The sequence below is a fragment of the Sinorhizobium sp. 7-81 genome, from assembly GCF_030124405.1.
Lineage (GTDB): Bacteria > Pseudomonadota > Alphaproteobacteria > Rhizobiales > Rhizobiaceae > Sinorhizobium > Sinorhizobium psoraleae.
Genome location: NZ_JASKLT010000003.1, coordinates 454,124 through 473,382, shown reverse-complemented (window position 1 = coordinate 473,382; position 19,259 = coordinate 454,124). Strand labels below are relative to the sequence as shown.

Here is a 19,259-nt window from a genome sequence, read left to right as displayed (position 1 = left end):
CGCAACCTTCGCGCTACAAGTGGAGGGCGTCTCGTCCGAGCCGCCCCGTCCTCATTCACCACCCGTTGTTTTCCATGCTCGTCTTTCGTTCGGTCGTCGTTCTGTCGGCAACGCAAATCATTGCCTGGGGCGCCATGTTCATGGCCATTTCGGTGACGGCCGCCGAAATGGCCGGCGATCTCGGCTTGAACCGGTCGAGCGTCTATCTCGGTCCAACCGTCATGCTGGTAGCGATGGCGTTGTGTTCGCCGCCGCTTGCCTCATTCTATGCGCGACATGGAGCGCGGCGGGTATTGGCGCTCGGCTCGATTTTTGCCGCGCCCGGACTTTGGCTGCTTGCGGCAGCGCAGGGACCATTCTCCTACTTTGCCGCCTGGATGATCCTTGGCATGGCAGGTGCGGCGACCTTGACAACCTCCGCCCATGTCTTCCTCAACGAAATAGCGGGTGAGGGTGCCCGGCGCGCTATCGGTGCGCAGATGGTCGCCATGGCACTCGCGCCAAGCCTCGCCTGGCCTGCCACCGTCTATCTGGAGGCTATGTTCGGTTGGCGCGGCACTTTCGTGCTTTATGGCGCGGTGATGGTGCTTGTCTGCGCGCCGTTGCACTTCTTCGCCCTGCCAAAGACTGCGGCACGTGCCGGCGCGCTCAAAAACCGACCGCCGGAGGCTTCCACCCGTCCTCAAACAGGACACAACCGGCTCGTCACCGCGCTGATTACCGCCGCCGTCGCGCTGAATGGTTTCGTCACCTGGGGCTTCCAACTGGTGGTGATCGACCTTTTCCGCAGCTTCGCCGTGCCGGATTATCTCGCCGTCGGCTTCGGTTCGGCGATCGGTTTTATCCAGCTGTCGGCACGGCTTTTCGATTTCCTTGGCGGAAATCGCTGGGACGGCCTGACGACCGGCCTGGTCGCGGCAGCCATCATGCCTCTCGCCCTGTTGGCATTGATCCTCGGCAATGGAGCCGAGTGGTCGATCATCCTGTTTCTCGCGCTTTACGGCCTGTCGAGCGGCGCCATGTCGGTCAGCCGGGCGACGATGCCGCTCGTATTCTTCACGTCAGGACACTATGCATCGGTAATGGCGCGCCTCGGTCTTCCCCTCAATCTCGCCTTTGCGGCAGCCCCGCCTTTCTTCTCGTTCATTCTGGGCGAAGCCGGAAACCGGTGGGCGCTTGCAATTGCGCTCTTCTGCTCCTTCGGCACGCTGGCAAGCATGGTCGCGCTTGACCGCATGAGACCGGCTCGGCGTTAATCCGCTCCATCCATCGGATCGATCAGACGCGGGCCCGCTCCTTCACCGCCGAGCATATCGTAAGGGTTGCGCAGGGGACACTCGCGCATCGAAAGGCAGCCACAGCCGATGCATCCCGTCAGATGGTCGCGAAGCGCCGTCAGCTTCGCGATGCGCTCGTCCAATTGATGCCGCCAGGTCATCGAAAGTTTCGCCCAGTCCTCGACCGTCAACGGCCGGTCGTGGGGCAAGACGGAAAGCGCTGATTGGATCTCGGCGAGCGGAATGCCGGTGCGCTGGGCGACCTTGATCACGGCCACGCGCCTGAGCACGGCGCGCGGATAGCGCCGCTGGTTGCCGCGGCTGCGGTTGCTTCTGATCAGCCCCTTGGTTTCGTAAAAATGGAGCGTCGACACCGGAAGACCGCTGCGTTCGGCGACCTCGCCGACGGTCAGTTCCCGCGCGAAATCACCGGTCCTGCCTTTTTCCATGGGATGCTATTGACCTCAACTATGGTTGAGGTTCTATAGCATGAGCTCCCTGATAGCGACAACAAGGAGCTGATACCCACATGACAGAGAAGATGACCCTTGCCGTGATCTACGGCAGCGCGCGGCAGGGCCGATTCTGCGATACGGTCGCCAGTTGGCTCATCCGAGAAATTTCGACATCCAGCGTCTTCAGCCTGACGATCATCGATCCAGTGAGACTGAGGACCTCCCGCGGTACCGAGAAGGCGGTCGATCCGGCCGAATGGATGGAGCGAAAGGTCGCCGAGGCGGATGCCTTCATCGTCGTCACCCCCGAATACAATCACGGCTATCCGGCCGCCCTGAAGGAACTGATCGATTCGGTCTACGAACCGTGGCATGCAAAGCCGGTTGCCTTCGTTTCCTACGGCGGCGCATCCGGCGGCATCAGGGCCGTCGAGCAGCTCCGCCAGGTCTTCGGTGAACTTCATACGGTCACCATGCGCGACGGCATAAGCTTTTCGAAAGCGTGGTCGAAATTCGATGCGGCCGGAAACCTTTATAAGCCCGAGGAAATGCGCGCGCCGTTGTTCCTGATGATGGACCGGCTGACCTGGTGGGCCCGCACGCTGAAAAACGCACGCAAGACGACGCCGTACAGCGAGATCGCGGCATGAGCGGTCCAACCTTCCACGCAGCCCCTGCCGCGCAGGGGGTGCTTTCTGCCTCAACCAGGGCCCGTAATTTGACGCTTCTCTGCGTAAGCGCGTTGACGATCATGTCGGGCGCCACGATCTCCGCATCCTTGCCCGGGATCGAGGCCCGCTTCGCGGAAGTCGAGGGCGTTGCGCTCCTCAGTCGGCTGATGCTGACGCTCCCGGCGATCTTCATCGCCGGGCTCGCGCCCGTGGCCGGCGTCATTGCCGACCGGTTTGGCCGGAAGCGCCTGCTGCTTCTTTCGCTGGTCATCTTCGCGCTGGCCGGATCGTCCGGCCTCGTCCTTGACAGCCTTCCGGCCTTGCTCGTCGGTCGTGCGGTGCTCGGCATTTCCGTCGCGGGCATCATGACGACGGCGACTGCGCTGGTCGGTGATTTCTTCGAGGGCGCCGCACGTGACCGTTACATGGGATTTCAGGCCGCCTTCGTCGGCATCGGCGGCGCCTTCTTCCTGTCGGGAGGCGGCCTGCTCGCCGACCTCCATTGGCGCGGGCCTTTCGCGATCTATTGCCTGGCTTTTGCGCTGTTGCCGGCAGTCCTGTCGCTCATTCCGGAACCGGCCGGGGCCGAGGTTTCCCGCGTGGCGGACGTCAAACCGGGACCGGGTCACGGCTTCGCGTTGCCGCTTGCCCTGGTGCTGCTGGCGGCGGGCCTGCACTTTGCGATCTTCTACATGCTGCCGACGCAGCTGCCCTTTTATCTGAAAAGCCTTGGCATCGCCCAGCCGAGTCGTGCCGGCATCGCGATCGGAGCAGGGCAGGTGGTCGGTGTTGCGGCGGCGCTTTCCTTTTCGCGGGTGAGAAGCCGGATCGGCCGGATGGGCGTCTTTGCCCTCGGTTTCGCGGCGCTCGGCGCCGGCTACCTTGGATTGGGAAGCGCCCAGTCCTATGCGGGCATTCTTGCCGCCACTGCGATAACCGGGATCAGCATGGGGTTGATGACGCCGAACCTTTCAGCCTCGTTGCTGGCGATCGCGCCGCCGGGGCTGCGCGGCCGACTTTCGGGAGCCCTGATCGCCAGCATCTTTGCCGGTCAATTCATATCGCCGCTCGCAAGCCAGCCGCTGGTGCGCAGCTGGGGCTATGCGGCCGCCTTTACGGGCGCCGGCATATTGCTCGGCGCGCTAGCCTTGGTCTGCCTGGCAAGCCGGATGCTGCTCGTCACACGGCCGCGACAACAAGAGGACAGGGCATGATGCTTTTCGCGACCCGGTCAGCCTGGCTCGGTTTGGCGGATGGCTTCGCCGACGATCATGGCGGCCGAGATGGCGATATTGAGCGAACGCTGGCCTGGCGCCATCGGGATGACAACCCGCCCGTCGGCGCGCTCGTGGACGTGATCCGGCACGCCAGCGCTTTCGCGCCCGAACAGCAGGAGATCGTCCGGGCGGAAGCTGAAGCGCGTATAAGGTTCCGCCGCCTTGGTCGAAGCCAGCACGAGGCGTCTGCCGGTGGTCGCCCGCCAAGCTTCGAAGCGCTCCCAGTTGACGTGGCGGGTGAGGGTGACGGCCGCGATATAGTCCATGCCGGCGCGCTTGAGATTGCGGTCCGAAAGATCGAAGCCGGCCGGTTCGATGATGTCGACCGCAAGGCCGAGACAGGCCGCAAGCCGCAGGATCGTGCCGGTATTTCCCGGAATGTCCGGTTGGTAGAGCGCGATGCGGAGATTATTCATGGGCTTTCACCGGAACGTGATGGGGCGCAGAAAAGCGACGGCTTGTATGACAGTGAATTGCCCCACGATCCACCCATGGCTTTGCGGTTGAAGGACACATTCTACATCGCTGCTTTTGCGCTCGCTAATCTGTGCCGTATCGGCAACAGCCGATATGGCGATCACAAAATGGGCAAGAAAATACCCGCGACAATCTGGCGCGGGGGCGCGAATAGGTTTAAAGCTCGCTCATCTTCAACGCGAACCGATGGAGGCATGCATGCATATTCCGATGATGACACGCCTCCGGGCCGGGTCCTTCCTGGTCTGACCGGTTCCGCGCCCTTTCTTTCCATCGATCGATTGACGCGCGCTCCGGTTCTCCGGAGGTCGTAGCTCGCTTTGCGGGTCCCATTTCCGGTTTCGATTTTTCAAGATAAGAATGCGGGGCGACCCGCCTTCCTTCAAAATACTCTGAAGGAGCTCGAGAATGTTTGGCTGGTTTGAATCCCGCCTCAATCCCTATCCGGCGGAAGCGCCGACGCTTCCGCCAAAGGGCCTTTTTGCCTTCTGCTGGCATTACACGAAGCCGGCTGGTCCCTGGCTCGCGATCATGTCGGTCTGCACCATGCTGATCGCAATCGGCGAGGTGGCGCTGTTCCAGTTCCTCGGCAACATGGTCGATTGGCTCTCCAGCGCCAACCGTGAAACCTTCCTGGCGGCCGAAGGCGGCAAGCTCTTCTGGATGGCGGCGCTGATCCTCATCGGTCTGCCGGCTCTGGTCGCGATCGATTCATTCGTCATGCATCAGGTGCTGCTCGGCAACTATCCGATGATCGCCCGCTGGCAGATGCACCGTTACCTGCTGCGCCAGAGCATGACCTTCTTTGCCAACGAGTTCGCAGGGCGCGTGGCCACGAAGGTGATGCAGACGTCGCTCGCCGTGCGCGAGACGGTGATGAAGATCCTCGACGTCTTCGTCTATGTCGTCAGCTATTTCGCGACGATGCTGATCGTCGTGGCGGCAGCCGATTGGCGGCTGGTGACGCCGCTCGCCGTCTGGCTGGTGGTCTACATCTCCATCGTCACCTACTTCGTGCCTCGGTTGCAGAAGATCTCGAAGGAACAGGCCGACGCCCGCTCGATGATGACGGGCCGTATCGTCGACAGCTACACCAACATCGGGACGGTCAAGCTGTTCTCGCATGCGGGGCGCGAGGAAACCTACGCTCGCGCAGCGATGGACGAGTTCCTCGACACCGTTCACCGGCAGATGCGGAAGGTCACGCTGTTCCATGTGTTCGTCTACACGAACAACAGCCTGGCGCTTTTCGCGATCAGCGCGCTCGGCATCCACCTGTGGCTGACGAGCGCGATCTCGGTTGGGGCAATCGCCATCGCGATCGGCCTTGCGATGCGCATCAACGGCATGTCGCAGTGGATCATGTGGGAGGTGTCGGCGCTGTTCGAGAACATCGGGACGGTCTATGACGGCATGGGCATGATGACCAAGGCGCATGACATCGTCGACCAGCCAAATGCGACCATGCTGAAGGCCGACAGGGGCGCGATCAGCTTCGACAATGTTCGCTTCCACTACGGCAAGGCGAAAGGCGTCATCGACCGGCTGTCGCTCGACATCCGCCCCGGCGAGAAGATCGGCCTCGTAGGACGGTCGGGCGCCGGCAAGACGACGCTGATGAACCTGCTTCTGCGCTTCTACGACCTGGAGGCCGGCGCGATCCGGATCGACGGAAAGGATATCTCCACCGTCACCCAGGATAGCCTGCGCTCGCAGATCGGCGTCGTAACGCAGGACACGTCGCTGTTGCATCGCTCGATACGCGACAACATCGCCTATGGGCATCCGGAAGCGAGCGACGCGGACATCATTGCCGCGGCGAAGAAGGCGAACGCCTGGGACTTCATCCAGGCGCTGGAGGACAACCTTGGCCGGCGAGGTCTCGATGCGCAGGTTGGCGAGCGCGGCGTCAAGCTCTCCGGCGGCCAGCGGCAGCGCATCGCGATCGCTCGCGTATTCCTCAAGGACGCGCCGATCCTGATCCTCGACGAGGCGACATCGGCGCTCGATTCGGAAGTCGAAGCGGCGATCCAGGAAAACCTGTTCGCGCTGATGGCCGGAAAGACGGTGATTGCGATTGCACACAGGCTTTCGACATTGACCGAGATGGATCGCCTGGTGATCCTGGAGGCCGGTCGCATCGTTGAAACGGGCTCGCATGACGAACTCGTGGCCAAGGGCGGGCTTTATGCCGACCTCTGGTCGCGCCAGTCCGGCGGCTTCATTGCCGACGACATGGAGAAGGAAGAGGCGGCGGAGTGATCCGCCGCTTCATTGGCCCATTGGCAGCAAGCGGTTAAAGCGGTTTTCTCGACAGCGCCGCGCGTCTCCGGCGCGCAAAGGACGCCGTAGCACTTTGAATTGCTGCATGTTTTTACCTTGTATCGCTACGATTCAAGGAAACATGCAGCCCTCCGGTCGGGCGAACAGCCGTGCGAATTCACGTATTTGTAATGTAGCCGGCCTCGGAAATCGTTTGCCGCCGTTTCACAACCACCTATATCGGGAAACATGCTGCGGGCCATCGTCACCACCTTTGAGAACTGGATCAAGCCGTTCGCGCCGCGGGAGAGCCTGCAGCCGCCAAAATCGCTGTGGGGATTCGCCTGGTTCTACGCAAGCCAGGCAAAGGGACCGTTCTTCGCCATGGCGGTGCTCGGCGGTCTGGTGGCGATGCTGGAAGCCGGGCTTTTCTATTTCGTCGGCCGGCTGGTCGACGTCCTCGACACTGTTCAGCCGGAGGCCGGGTGGAGCGGATTGATTTCCGCCAACGGACCGGAACTGCTCTTCATGCTGTTGACGGTGCTGGTGTTCCGCTTTCTCGCCGTCGCGCTTGCGGCACTCGTCGAGGAACAGGCGATCATCACCGGTTTTCTCAATCTTGTCCGCTGGCAATCCTACGTCCATGTCGCCCGCCAGTCGCTGACCTTCTTCCAGAACGACTTTTCCGGCCGCATCGTCACCAAGGTTTGGTCCGGCGCGCAAGCCACGAGCGACCTCATCGTCTCGCTGCTGCAGGTCGTCTGGTTCATCGTCATCTACACGGCCTCGACCATGGCGCTGATCGCGCAGCTCGATTGGCGCCTGGCTGCAATGGTGGCGTTCTGGATTGTGATCTTCCTTGCGCTTGCCCGTTATTTCGTTCCCCGGGTGCGCAAGCATGCCCGCGAGACGGCCGAGATGGCGTCGATGCTCAACGGTCGTATGGTCGACGCCTATTCGAATATCCAGACGCTGAAGCTCTTCGGCAGTGACGAGGAGAACGACCGCTATATTCGCGCCGGCTTCGATCGGTTCCAGGGAGCGGTGATCCCCTTCACGCGGTTGCTGACGGCCGTGCGGTCATGTTTGGCGCTGCTGTCCGGTCTGATGATCACGGCCATCGCCGTCTACTCGATCCATCTGTGGCTCGCCGGCTCCGTCAGTTCCGGCGCGGTTGCGTTCACGCTGGCGCTGGTGCTGCGCCTCAACATGCTGCTTGGCCGCATGATGTCGCAGTTCAATGCAATCATGCGCAACATCGGCACGATCCAGAATTCGGCCGAACTCGTATCGAGGCCGATCGGCCTCGTCGATCGGCCGGGCGCGCCGAAGCTCGTGGTGAGTCAGCCGGAGATCCGCTTTCAACATGTCACGTTTCACTATGGCAAAGGCAGCGGCGTCATCGACGATTTCTCGCTGGTGATCCAGCCGGGCGAGAAGGTGGGAATCGTCGGCCGTTCGGGCGCCGGGAAGTCGACGCTCGTCAACCTTTTGCTGCGCTTCTACGATCTCGAGGGCGGGCGCATTCTGATCGACGGCCAGGACATCGCCGCGGTTCGTCAGGAATCGTTGCGCGCCCAGATCGGCATGGTCAGTCAGGACACCTCGCTTCTTCACCGGTCGATCCGCGATAACATTCTCTTCGGCCGGCCTGGCGCCACCGAGGCGCAATTGATCGAAGCAGCGCGCAAGGCGGAAGCCTACGATTTCATCGTCAATCTGCAGGACCAGCGTGGCCGAACGGGCTTCGACGCACATGTCGGCGAGCGCGGCGTCAAGCTCTCCGGCGGGCAGCGACAGCGAATAGCGATCGCCCGCGTCATGCTGAAGGATGCGCCGATCCTGGTTCTCGACGAGGCGACCTCGGCGCTCGACTCCGAAGTGGAGGCGGCCATCCAATCGAATCTGGAGCGCCTGATGGAGGGCAAGACGGTGCTCGCGATCGCCCATCGGCTGTCGACGATCGCCGCGCTCGACCGGCTCGTGGTGATGGACCGGGGACGGATCGTCGAGGACGGCACCCATGCGGAACTGATCGCCCGCGGCAGGCTCTATGCCGACCTCTGGTCGCGTCAGTCGGGCGGTTTTCTCGCGCGGGAAGAGGCGGCAGAATAGGGCGGCCATACGCCGCCCGCCGACCGTCTGCGACACCGTGCCGGAAACCACCTGCGACCCCGTCAAGTCCTTGTGCCAATTGGTCGCGCTTTTCCCCGCGACAATCTGCCCACATGCCCTTGTCAAGGCTGGACATAATTTGCGATCAAGCATAGAACGCGCCCGATTGACGGGGAATCTGCGTGCAGTGCGTGCGCAGAATTTTCCGGGTTCTGGTGTTCGGTCTATGCTTGTCTCGGCAAGCCGGGTGGGGCGCCAGCGAGTTGCTAGGGCGTGGTTCCTCGGCTCGGGCGAAGGCCTGAACAGGAATCTCGCCGGGGCGGATGCGGTTTCCGCAACATTGCGTGAGAGGATGGTTTAGCCGTGAGCGAACACGACACTTCAAGCGAGACCTTGGGCGAGCCCACTCGCCGCGATTTCCTTTACCTGGCCACCGGCATGGCTGGCGTCGTCGGCGCCGGCGCGGCCGCCTGGCCGTTCATCGACCAGATGCGTCCGGATGCATCCACACTTGCGCTCGCTTCGATCGAGGTCGACGTTTCAAGCCTGCAGCCCGGCATGTCGCTGACGGCGAAATGGCGCGGCAAGCCGGTCTTCATCCGCAACCGCACGGACAAGGAAGTGGAGGACGCCAAGGCCGTTCCTTTGGAAGAGCTCAAGGATCCGGTTGCGCGCAACGCCAATCTTGCTGCCGACGCCGCGGCCAACGATCTTGATCGCTCCGCCGGCGAGGGCAAGGAAAACTGGATCGTGATGATCGGCTCCTGCACCCATCTCGGCTGCGTTCCGCTCGGTCAGGCGGGCGATTTCGGTGGCTGGTTCTGTCCCTGCCACGGCTCGCACTACGATACGGCCGGCCGCATCCGCAAAGGCCCGGCACCGGAAAACCTCCCCGTGCCGACCTTCTCGTTCGTTTCCGACACAGTTATCAAGATCGGTTGAGGGGACTACTGATAATGAGTGCTGATCATTCAACCTACACGCCAACGACCGGCATCGAGAAGTGGGTTGATTCCCGTCTTCCGCTGCCGCGCCTCGTTCACGACTCGTTCGTCTCCTATCCGGTTCCGCGCAACCTGAACTACGCCTACACCTTCGGCGCCATGCTGTCGGTGATGCTGATCGTCCAGATCCTGACCGGCATCGTGCTGGCCATGCACTACGCGGCCGAAACCTCCGTCGCCTTCGAGTCGGTCGAAAAGATCATGCGCGACGTCAACCACGGCTGGCTGCTGCGTTACCTGCACGCCAACGGTGCGTCGTTCTTCTTCATCGCGGTCTACCTCCACATTGCCCGCGGGCTCTACTACGGCTCCTACAAGGCGCCTCGTGAAATCCTCTGGATCCTCGGCGTCGTCATCTATCTCCTGATGATGGCAACCGGCTTCATGGGCTACGTTCTGCCTTGGGGTCAGATGTCGTTCTGGGGCGCGACGGTTATCACAGGCTTCTTCTCGGCCTTCCCGCTCGTCGGCGAGTGGATCCAGCAGTTCCTGCTTGGCGGCTTCGCCGTCGATCAGCCCACGCTGAACCGCTTCTTCTCGCTGCATTACCTGCTGCCCTTCATGATCGCCGGCGTCGTCGTCCTGCACATCTGGGCCCTGCACGTCACTGGCCAGACCAACCCGACCGGCGTCGAAGTCAAGTCGAAGACCGACACCGTTTCCTTCACGCCCTATGCGACGCTGAAGGATGCGCTCGGCGTATCGGTGTTCCTGATCGTCTACGCCTGGTTCGTCTTCTACATGCCGAACTTCCTCGGCCACCCGGACAACTATATCCCGGCTGACGCCCTGAAGACCCCCGCACACATCGTTCCGGAATGGTACTACCTGCCGTTCTACGCGATGCTGCGCGCCATCACCTTCAACATCGGCCCGATCGACTCCAAGCTCGGCGGCGTCCTGGTGATGTTCGGCTCGATCATCGTGCTGTTCTTCCTGCCCTGGCTCGACACGTCCAAGGTCCGTTCGGCCGTCTATCGTCCGTGGTACAAGCTGTTCTTCTGGATCTTCGTCGCTGATGCCATCATGCTCGGCTGGCTGGGCTCGCGCCCCGCAGAAGGCCTCTATGTCGTGATGTCGCAGCTCGGCACGCTGTACTACTTCGCCTTCTTCCTCGTCGTCATGCCGGTTCTCGGCCTGATCGAAACGCCCAAGCGCATTCCGAACTCCATCACAGAAGCGGTGCTGGAAAAGCAGAATGCAAAGGCGCAGCCGGCAACCGTGCGCGCCTGATCAGAACAGTGATTGATAAGGAACCCACAACAATGAAAAAGCTTGTTACAGGCATTCTGTCACTCGCTGTGGTCGCCGGTCTCGGCCTGGGCGTCGCCGTCGCCCAGGAACCGGCAGGCGGAGAGGAGCACGCCACCAGCGGCACGGCTCACTACCCGATCCACAAGCCGGAACAGCAGGACTGGACCTTTGCCGGCCTCTTCGGCCACTACGACAAGGGCCAGCTGCAACGCGGCCTCAAGGTCTACACCGAAGTCTGTTCTGCCTGCCATTCGATGGAACTGGTGGCATTCCGTACGCTGGAAGATCTCGGCTATTCCGACGCCCAGGTGAAGGCTTTTGCGGCAAACTACGAGGTCCAGGACGGCCCGAACGCGGACGGCGAGATGTTCAGCCGCAAGGCCATTCCGTCGGATTACTTCCCGTCGCCTTTCCCGAACAAGGAAGCGGCGGCCGCCGCCAACAACGGGGCCGCTCCGCCGGACTTTTCGCTGATCGCGAAGGCACGCGGCATCGAACGCGGTTTCCCGCAATTCGTCTTCGACATGGTCTGGCCCTATCAGGAAGGCGGACCGGACTACATCCACGCGCTGCTGACCGGCTATCAAGAGCCGCCGGAGGGCCTTGAGGTCGCCGAAGGTACGCATTACAACCCGTACTTCGCTAACGCGGCAGCGCTCGCTATGGCCCAGCCGCTCTCCGACGACCAGGTCACCTATGACGACGGTGCGCCGCAGACCGTCGATCAATACGCCCGCGACGTCTCGGCATTCCTGATGTGGGCCGCCGAGCCGCACCTCGAGGATCGCAAGCGCACCGGCTTCATGGTCATGGTGTTCCTGCTGATCTTCACCGGCCTCATCTACCTGACGAAGAAGTCGGTCTACGCAAACAAGGAGCATTGATCCGAATCCGGCAAACGCCGGCTCGATCATCCGCGAAACTTAGAAGGCCCCGGGTCATTGATCCGGGGCTTTTCTTTTGCTTGAACGACGTCCTGACATTGCCGGGCTCTCACCATTCGGGCGCATTCCCACACCCGCCGCCAAGCCTCGGCGTGCAGCGATGGCCGGACCTGCTGCATGGTTCTTAAATCGGTATCGATTTAAGGATAAATCTTGCAGCAATTCAAAGTGTTACAGCGACCTGATCTAACCCCTTGAAATGACGTTCCGGACGGAGGACCGTTAAACACCTTTCCTTGAATTGCTCGAGCGTGCGGCGTTCAATCGGGTACTGTCCATTGCGGGTTCCAGGCGATCTCCCAGAGATGGCCGTCCGGGTCGTGGAAATAGCCCGAATATCCGCCCCAGAAGCGTTCTTGCGCCGGATTGGTGATGACCGCGCCGGCACGCTCAGCCTGTTTCATGATCGCATCGACCTCGACCTTTGATTTGACGATGTGCCCGATCGACACCGCACCGAGCCGTGTTGGCGTCGCGGTTATGTTCGCGTCCTTGGCAAGCGAAGCTGTCGGAAACAGTGCGAGGATCAGGTCTTCGCCCATGTGGAAGAAGACCACCGCGCCATCTTCGAATTGCTGCCCGACAATACCCTCCGTCGGCAATCCCATTCCGTCACGATAGAAGGCAAGAGACCTTTCGAGATCGCTCACGCCGAGGGTAAGGACTTTGATCCGCGGTTTCATGTCCACCTCCTGCACCGCCGCGCGTCCAGAGCAATTCAAGGCGCATGTTTAGCGGTTCCGTAAGGAATTGCCTCGCTTCAAGGAGTTAGAGCGTTCATCGCTTCAACAAAGTGCTGAACAGCTCTAATCGGACGCGCACCGCCGCCCATGTAACACCTGAATTCCAGCATCAGTTTATCCTTGAATCGGATCTGATTTAAGGGACCGTTCAAAAAGCTTCGGGGAGGAGCCCTCTGCTTGCGCCGCTCAGTCATAAGCTTCTATGCGCCATAGAGATGGCGCTCTGCCGGTCTCACCTGATGCCGGCCCAAAGAACGTCGCGTGGCGCGTACACGATCGGGCTGGAGACAAATGCTATGGCAAAATCCCGCTGAAGGAGGGGCGATCCCACCTGAATTGCATGGGCATGGTTACTCCATGACACCGCATCGGTCGGCGTGTTCTGGCACCACTTCAGTGGTCGCTTGGGATATCATGGATAGGAAAACGGCCCCGTCTTTCGACGGAGCCGTTCTCTTCAGGATCTTTCGGCCGGATCAGTTGAAGCGACCGGCCGCGTGGGCGAGCATCGTATAGACCTTGCCCGTATCGGACGTCAGATAGGTCTGCGTGATGCGCTTGTCCGGATCGTTACGCGCGACATCGGCGAGCAGCTTCTCGAAATCGGCGATGTAGCGGTCTACCGCCGTCCGGAACTCCGGCTCGCGGTCGTACTTGCGCTTGATCTCGTCAAATGTCTGCTGTCCCTTGAGGGTGTAGAGCCGGCGGGTGAAGACATCGCGTTCGCCGCGCTGATAGCGCCGCCACAGATCCACCGATGCATCGTGGTCGATGGCCCGGGCAATGTCGACCGAGAGCGAGTTCAACGACTCGACCACATGACGCGGGTTGCGGGTATCCCCGGCACGCACCGCGGGTTGGCTTTCCGCGGGCCGCTGGCGTGCCGTGGACGGAGCTTCCTCACGTGAGGCTGCGCGAAGCAGATCACGCATCCACCCGCCACCTTCCTCGGTACGGTCTTCCGCAACGTCCTGGCGCGCTGGCGGTTGCGGCCGCGTTGCCTGTTCCAGTCCAAGGCTTCCACGCAAAGCGGGAGCCGGAGCCGGGGCGGGGGCCGGCGCTGGAGCCGGCGGCTCGCGCCGCTCCTCCGCAACGGTTTGCTGCACGGCAGGGCGCATGGCGGCGGGGGCCGGAGCATTCGAGACGGCCTGCTGGCGAACCGGCTGCGCGACCTCGAGCTGCGTGGAGGACTTGCCGATGATTTCGGAAAGCTCCTGCAGGGCCTTGATCTGCTCGGAAACGGCGCGCCGCATCATCGAGGCGTTCTCCTTTGCCTCTTCGGGCAGGTCGAAGGCGCCGCGCTTCAGCTCCTCGCGGGTCATATCGAGTTCCTTGCGGATCTCGCTGGCGGAGCGGCGGATATCGTCGGTCGCGCCACTGAAGCGGTTGATCGCCTCGTCGATCGCCTGACGGACGGCCTCGCGCAATTGCGTGGCGACGCCGTCCGACTTCTTGCCGCTTTCGGCCAGCATGCGCTCGATATCGGACACCGATGCACCGACGCTTCCGCGCAGGCGCGATGCCACTTCCTTCGAACGTTCCTCGGCGTTTGCGAAGGCGCCTTCGATCGAGTGACCGGCGTCCTCGCCAGCCTTGGCGATGGCGCGGCGAAGGGCTTCCGAAGCGCTGAGCGCGCGGCCCTCGACCTGCGAGAGGGTCTTGTTGACGTCGGCAAACGAGGTCTCGACGCCGGAGCGCAAGGTATCGGCAATCTGTCGGGTCCGTTCCTCGGCGCGTGCGAAGACACCTTCCACCGAAGCGCCGGCTTCCTCGCCGGCCTGCGCCAAAGCATTGCGCATCGCTTCGGCAGCCTCGTTCGCGCGCTGTTCGGTGCTCGAAAGCAGCCGGCCGACGTCCGAGAAGGACGACTGGATGCCATTGCGAAGATTGCCGGCGACCTGGCCGGAGCGCTCTTCGGCACGCTGGAAGGCGCCATCGACGAAACCTTCCAGTGCCCGCATCGTGCGCTCGATTTCCTCCGAGCGCTGCACCAGGCCGACGGAAAGCGTCCGCAGTGCATCCTGACGCTCTTCAAGCGTGCTGACCAGGTTCGACTGGGCAGCCGCCAGCAGATCGGACGCCTGGCCGAGAACCTTCGAATGGTCCTCGAAGCGGCCGACGATCCCGCCGATCTGCGAGAGCGTCGAGCCGGCGATGTCGGACAGCTTGTCGACCCGGCCTTCGATGAGGCGCGTGGAACTGGACAGCATGTCGGATGCCTGCCGCGTCGTTTCCGAGAACTTCGATGCCGTCGCCTCAAGGCGCTGATCCATGTCGCCGAGATTGCTGCTTGCCTGGTCGATGACGGTCGCGATCGCCGAATTGTTGGCGGCGAGCTGGTCGATGAGGCCCATCGCCGTCGACTGGAGACGGTTCTCGACCATCTTCATGGCCTTGGCCGTTTCTTCCGCGCGCAGCGAGATGGCGTTCAGCGTTTCATCCGTCCGCTCGGTAATTGCATTGATGAGCGCTGCGTTTTCAGCGCGCAGGCGATCCGCGCTTTCCTGGGTGAGGGCTGCGATCCGCTCGGCGGCCTCCTTGCCGGTTGCCGCATACTGCTCGATGACCGGACGTGCCTGTTCATCGAGGAGGCGAGTCAACTCCTGCGAGCGGCCGGCGAGCATCGAATTGAGTTCGCGGGTGCGTTCGTCAAGCGTGCTGCGGATGGCCTGACCGCGGGCATCGAGCGCCTTCTCCGCATCGGAAAGGCTCTGCTGGATGCCCTGGGCGTGGTTCGCAACCTGGTTATGGGTGGAGGCAAGCCGCGCCGTTGCCGTGTCCGCGGCGTCGGTGACCGAGCGGACGAGATCGGCATGGCGGGCCGCGGTAGCCGATGCGGTCTGCTCGATCGAGGTCGCGAATTCGGCGTTGCGGGCGGCAAGCGCGTCGGCGAAATCAGCGCCGGCCTTGGACAAGAGGTCGGCCGAACGCGCAGCTTCCGCGTCGAGTTCCTGCGCCGCATTGCTTACCGCACCGCGCAAGCTGGTGACGAGGGCGGCGGCCTTGCCTTCGATCGTCCGGCTGACATTATCGAGGCCGATGTTGAGAGCACGGTCCATCGTGCCGAGCCGCTCTTCGATGCGGCCGGTACCGGCCTCGATCGCCGTGGAGATGCGGACTGCCGCAGTCTCGCTGATCCGATCGATCTCCCCGGCGCGCTCGCCAAGGCTCTCGGCAATCCGCTGTCCGGCATTGTCGACAATGGCGTTGACACTGCCGACACTGTCGCGAATTCGCTCTTCGAGCGAGCCGAGGCTTGTTTCGATGCGAGCCCCGGTGTCGTCGACGATCGCGTTGACATTGCCGACGCTGCCGCGAATGCGCTCTTCGACGGCGCCGAGCCGGTTCTCGATGCGGACACCCGTATCGTCGACGATGCCGCTGACGGTACCCACTGTGCCGCGAATGCGCTCCTCGAGCGAACCAAGGCTCGTCTCGATGCGTGCTCCGGTTTCGTCCACGAAAGCGTTGACGCTGCCGGCGCTGCCGCGAACGCGCTCTTCGAGCGAGCCGAGACCGGCTTCGATGCGGGCACCCGTATCGTCGAGACGATTGTTGATGCTGTTGACCGAAATGTCGACGCGATTGGTCAGCGTGTCGGCTGCAATGCTGATCTGGTCGGCCGTCTCGGCAAGGCGCTCTGCGATGTTGCCGGTGGTGGAGCGCATGCGCGCGTCGAGCGCCTCGGCGCTGCGGTCGATGACGCCTGCCATCGACGTCTGGCGCTCCTCGAGCGACATTTCAAGCATGCTGGCGCTGGTCGCCAGCGTCGTCGCGATCGCCAGGGACTGATCGGACAGGAGATCTTCGAGCTGTTCGCGGCCCTGGCCGACAGCAAGGTTGATCGCGTGGATACGATCGTCGAGCGTCGCGCGGATCTGATCATGCGTCGTCGTGAGCGTGTCGCGCAGATGCTCGGTCTTGCCGGAAAGCGCCTGTTCGATTTCGGCGGCCTTGCCGGCGAGCGAGGCGGTCGCCTCGGACGTGCGGGCCGTAAGCGCTTCCGCGATTTCGGCGCTGGTACCGGCCAGTGCTTCCGAGATCTTGCCGACACGCCCGCTCAGATCTTCGGCGATGCGCGCGCTTGTGTCGGTCAGGGTATGGGCGATCTGGCTGACGCGGCCGCCAAGGTTCTCGGCGACTTCGGACACGCTCTGCGAAAGCTTGTTTTCAATGTCGCCGACACGGTCGGTCATTGTTTCGGCAACAGCCATCGCGCGGAACGTCAGGTTGTCGGCGACGTCCTCGACATGGCGGCTGAGGGAGTCGGCCATTTCGTTGGCACGCGCCGACATGGTCGAGCTGATTTCAGTCGCCCGTTCCGAGAGCACGCCGTCGAGTGCGGCGGTCTGGCTACCGAGCGTTTCGGTAATTGCCTGGCTGTGCCGCGACAGCACGCCGTCGAGCGCCGTCGTCTGACTGCCGAGCGTTTCCGTGATTAGCTGGCTGTGCCGCGACAGCGCGCCGTCAAGCGCCGTCGTCTGACTGCTGACCGTTTCCGTGATTACCTGACTGTGCCGCGACAGCACGCCATCAAGCGCCGTCGCCTGGCTGCTGACCGTTTCCGTGATTGCCTGGCTGTGCCGCGATAGCACGCCATCAAGCGCCGTTGTCTGGCTGCCGAGCGTTTCGGCAATCGCTTTGCCGCGATCGGAAAGGAGATGCTCCAGCCGATCGGCAGTGCCGCCGACGGCGCCTTCGATGACGTCGAGGCCGGAGGCGAGCGCCGACGACAGGGCGGCGGTGCGTTCCGAAAGCGTGTTGTCGAGACGATGCTGGCTTGCCGCGATCGCGCTCGTGATCTCGTCGGTCGATCCGGTCAGCGTCTGTTCGATACGGGCGTGGGCGGATTGCAAACCATCGATGAAGGCCGATGTGCGCGAATCGAGGCCCTCGGTCAGGCGCTGTTCGCTCGTCGTCAGCGCATTCGCAAGCGCATCGGCGCGTTGGCCAAAGCCGTTCTCAATGCGCTCCTGCGCCTCGGTAAGGGCGCCCATAAGCGATCCGGTCTTTTCAGAAAGCACGCCGTCAATGCGGCTATGGGCGTTGCCGAGGAGATTGCTGAGTTCGGACGTGCGGTTGCCGATTGTCTCCTCGATGAAGTCCTGCGTCGCACCGAGTGCGGTTGCGAGCGTCAGCGACTGGTCGGAAAGGGCGGAACCTAGCTTCTCCACGCTGCTGTCCAGGGCGCTGCCAATTGCCTCGGAACCGCCGCTGACGGTCTCGTTGATCCGATGCAGGCTTTCCATCAGCTTGGTGTCGAGCAGGCTCGCCCGCTTGTCGAAGGCGCTTGCGAACTCATGGAAGCGCTCGTCGAACGCTGTCGCCAAATGGCCGACGGTGGTCTGCAGCTTCTCCTCGAAGAAACCGCCGCGAAGGTCGAGATCCATGATCGCGTCGTCTGCGCTCGACTTCAGGCTCTGCCTGAAGCTTGCGCCCTTTTCGTCGAGGGCGGAGTTGAGCGAGGCGAGCATGTCATCGAGCCCGCCGGAGATTGCCTGCTGGCCGACACTCAGGCTCTCGTTGAGGTCGCGGGTCCGTGCGATAAGCGTTTCATTGAGCTGGCGCGCGCGCTCATTGAGCGCGGCGTTCAGCTTCTCGGTATTGGCGTCCAGCGTCGAAGCGCGCGTTTCGAACTGGCTGAGCAGATGCTCGCCCCGTTTCTCAATCGTCTCGCTAAGCGCATCAAGCCGAGCATCGAATTCGTTGCTGAGCGCGACACCCGCAGTCGTCAGTCCCGAAAGGAGCGCATCGGTGCGGGTAGACAGCATCGTGCTGATGGTCTGCAGCGCGTTTTCTGATCTTTCGCTGAGGGTGGCGGCACGCGTATCGATCAGCGAGGCGAAGGCCTCGCCGGAAACAGCAATGCGCGAGGCGATGTCCTCGCTCGCCAGTTCCAGATCGTCCTTCAGCTTGGTGTGCGCACCGGCGATCGACGTGCGTATCCGGTCGGCATGTCCGATGATCGCTTCCCGCTCGAGCCCCAGCTCCTGCACGAGGGTGCGAACGCGAAGCTCGTTTTCGCTGTAGCTGCGCTCGAGCGCATTGACCTCGGAGTGCACGAGAGTTTCGAGCTCCGTCGCGCGGGCGATGGTCCGTTCGATGCCCTCGTTCATGGCCGAGACTTCGCGGCGGACAGCTTGGCCGACCGTCATCACGCGGTCCGCGGCCGTCGTTTCCGGTTCGGCCAGACGCAGCGCGACTTCCGCCATCGAGCGCGCGGCGTTGCGCAGGTCCTGCGCTCTCGCGATCATGATGGCAAACGAGAAGAACAGCATCACGGGAAGGGCGATGCCGACAAGTATAGCGATTACGCCCGGCGTGGCGGCGAGATCGGCGAGCGAACGGATCTGCCAGATCTGCGGTGCATAGAGGAGATGGGCGACGGCGACGCCGGCGAAGGCCCAAAGCAGCGACACCAGCGCGGCGGTACGGATTGCCGCGCGGCTGGTGCGAACCTCGAGGGAACGCAGCATCGCGGCTGGCGACCGGCGCGTATCGTCATTTGCCGGCGAAAGCGGCGGTTGCTTCGGAGCGGGTTCGGGCGCGGGGCTGCGCACCGCCTTCGGCGCTTCCTGCTGCGCCTTTGGAGCCTGCGCCTGCTCGGATGATGCGGCCGCCTGCTTGCTGGGCTCGGACACACTTTCCTCCGGTTCATCCAAGGAAGTCTTGTCATTCAGAGCCGACTTAAGGTCGTCAAAGTCGATTTTCAGAGCCGCTTCCAATGCCTGGAACGCCTTCTCATCGATCGACTCACTGCTCTTTTTCGTCGCCATAGGG

12 protein-coding genes are annotated in these 19,259 nt (G+C 62.7%); 8 read left to right on the top strand and 4 right to left on the bottom strand.

The features are described 5' to 3' along the window. The first annotated feature begins 74 nt into the window (after positions 1-74). Positions 75-1,256 (top strand): MFS transporter, encoded by a 1,182-nt coding sequence (locus QN224_RS14825; RefSeq protein WP_336621116.1) that lies wholly within the window; start codon positions 75-77, stop codon positions 1,254-1,256. Here QN224_RS14825 and soxR read toward each other — a convergent pair. Further along, a complete protein-coding gene (soxR, locus tag QN224_RS14820) occupies positions 1,253-1,726 on the bottom strand; it encodes a redox-sensitive transcriptional activator SoxR (RefSeq protein WP_283977313.1) in 474 nt (157 codons plus the stop codon). The two genes, QN224_RS14825 and soxR, sit on opposite strands and share 4 nt — an antisense overlap. An 80-nt stretch (positions 1,727-1,806) precedes the next feature. On the opposite strand from soxR, the gene QN224_RS14815 reads away from it, so the two are divergent. Together QN224_RS14815 and QN224_RS14810 are read left to right on the top strand one after the other, a co-directional pair. Continuing rightward, a complete protein-coding gene (locus QN224_RS14815; RefSeq protein ID WP_283977312.1) occupies positions 1,807-2,382 on the top strand; it encodes an NADPH-dependent FMN reductase in 576 nt (191 codons plus the stop codon). Continuing rightward, a complete protein-coding gene (locus tag QN224_RS14810) occupies positions 2,379-3,617 on the top strand; it encodes an MFS transporter (RefSeq protein ID WP_283977311.1) in 1,239 nt (412 codons plus the stop codon). The genes QN224_RS14815 and QN224_RS14810 overlap by 4 nt, the downstream gene beginning before the upstream one ends. Positions 3,618-3,634: 17 nt before the next feature. Here the strand turns inward: QN224_RS14810 and QN224_RS14805 are convergent, their stop codons facing one another. Continuing rightward, entirely contained in the window at positions 3,635-4,096 is a 462-nt protein-coding gene (locus QN224_RS14805) for a tRNA (cytidine(34)-2'-O)-methyltransferase (protein WP_269283374.1), read from the bottom strand. A 469-nt stretch (positions 4,097-4,565) separates the two neighbouring features. Between QN224_RS14805 and QN224_RS14800 the strand changes: the two genes are divergently transcribed. The 5 genes from QN224_RS14800 to QN224_RS14780 all read left to right on the top strand — a co-directional run bounded on the left by QN224_RS14800 (position 4,566) and on the right by QN224_RS14780 (position 11,676). Then, positions 4,566-6,419: an ABC transporter ATP-binding protein gene (locus QN224_RS14800; RefSeq protein ID WP_283977310.1), complete on the top strand. Its 1,854-nt coding sequence runs from the start codon at positions 4,566-4,568 to the stop codon at positions 6,417-6,419. Positions 6,420-6,668: 249 nt separating this feature from the next. Next, positions 6,669-8,534 (top strand): ABC transporter ATP-binding protein, encoded by a 1,866-nt coding sequence (locus tag QN224_RS14795; RefSeq protein ID WP_283977309.1) that lies wholly within the window; start codon positions 6,669-6,671, stop codon positions 8,532-8,534. A 363-nt stretch (positions 8,535-8,897) separates the two neighbouring features. Continuing rightward, entirely contained in the window at positions 8,898-9,476 is a 579-nt protein-coding gene (petA, locus tag QN224_RS14790; protein WP_173513223.1) for a ubiquinol-cytochrome c reductase iron-sulfur subunit, read from the top strand. 14 nt (positions 9,477-9,490) lie between these two features. Continuing rightward, positions 9,491-10,771 (top strand): cytochrome b N-terminal domain-containing protein, encoded by a 1,281-nt coding sequence (locus QN224_RS14785; protein WP_173513224.1) that lies wholly within the window; start codon positions 9,491-9,493, stop codon positions 10,769-10,771. 32 nt (positions 10,772-10,803) lie between these two features. Further along, complete coding sequence (locus tag QN224_RS14780; RefSeq protein ID WP_283977308.1) at positions 10,804-11,676, top strand: cytochrome c1; 873 nt, start codon at positions 10,804-10,806, stop codon at positions 11,674-11,676. Positions 11,677-11,996: 320 nt separating this feature from the next. Here the strand turns inward: QN224_RS14780 and QN224_RS14775 are convergent, their stop codons facing one another. Together QN224_RS14775 and QN224_RS14770 are read right to left on the bottom strand one after the other, a co-directional pair. Then, complete coding sequence (locus tag QN224_RS14775; protein WP_173513226.1) at positions 11,997-12,419, bottom strand: VOC family protein; 423 nt, start codon at positions 12,417-12,419, stop codon at positions 11,997-11,999. Positions 12,420-12,955: 536 nt separating this feature from the next. Beyond that, positions 12,956-19,255 (bottom strand): kinesin, encoded by a 6,300-nt coding sequence (locus QN224_RS14770; protein ID WP_283977307.1) that lies wholly within the window; start codon positions 19,253-19,255, stop codon positions 12,956-12,958. Between the last annotated feature and the right edge of the window lie 4 nt (positions 19,256-19,259).

Bases quoted from the DNA above. Each gene is read 5' to 3' on its own strand.
- QN224_RS14825 (WP_336621116.1), top strand. From the start codon at position 75: ATGCTCGTCTTTCGTTCGGTCGTCGTTCTGTCGGCAACGCAAATCATT.
- soxR (WP_283977313.1), bottom strand. From the start codon at position 1,726: ATGGAAAAAGGCAGGACCGGTGATTTCGCGCGGGAACTGACCGTCGGC.
- QN224_RS14815 (WP_283977312.1), top strand. From the start codon at position 1,807: ATGACAGAGAAGATGACCCTTGCCGTGATCTACGGCAGCGCGCGGCAG.
- QN224_RS14810 (WP_283977311.1), top strand. From the start codon at position 2,379: ATGAGCGGTCCAACCTTCCACGCAGCCCCTGCCGCGCAGGGGGTGCTT.
- QN224_RS14805 (WP_269283374.1), bottom strand. From the start codon at position 4,096: ATGAATAATCTCCGCATCGCGCTCTACCAACCGGACATTCCGGGAAAT.
- QN224_RS14800 (WP_283977310.1), top strand. From the start codon at position 4,566: ATGTTTGGCTGGTTTGAATCCCGCCTCAATCCCTATCCGGCGGAAGCG.
- QN224_RS14795 (WP_283977309.1), top strand. From the start codon at position 6,669: ATGCTGCGGGCCATCGTCACCACCTTTGAGAACTGGATCAAGCCGTTC.
- QN224_RS14785 (WP_173513224.1), top strand. From the start codon at position 9,491: ATGAGTGCTGATCATTCAACCTACACGCCAACGACCGGCATCGAGAAG.
- QN224_RS14780 (WP_283977308.1), top strand. From the start codon at position 10,804: ATGAAAAAGCTTGTTACAGGCATTCTGTCACTCGCTGTGGTCGCCGGT.
- QN224_RS14775 (WP_173513226.1), bottom strand. From the start codon at position 12,419: ATGAAACCGCGGATCAAAGTCCTTACCCTCGGCGTGAGCGATCTCGAA.
- QN224_RS14770 (WP_283977307.1), bottom strand. From the start codon at position 19,255: ATGGCGACGAAAAAGAGCAGTGAGTCGATCGATGAGAAGGCGTTCCAG.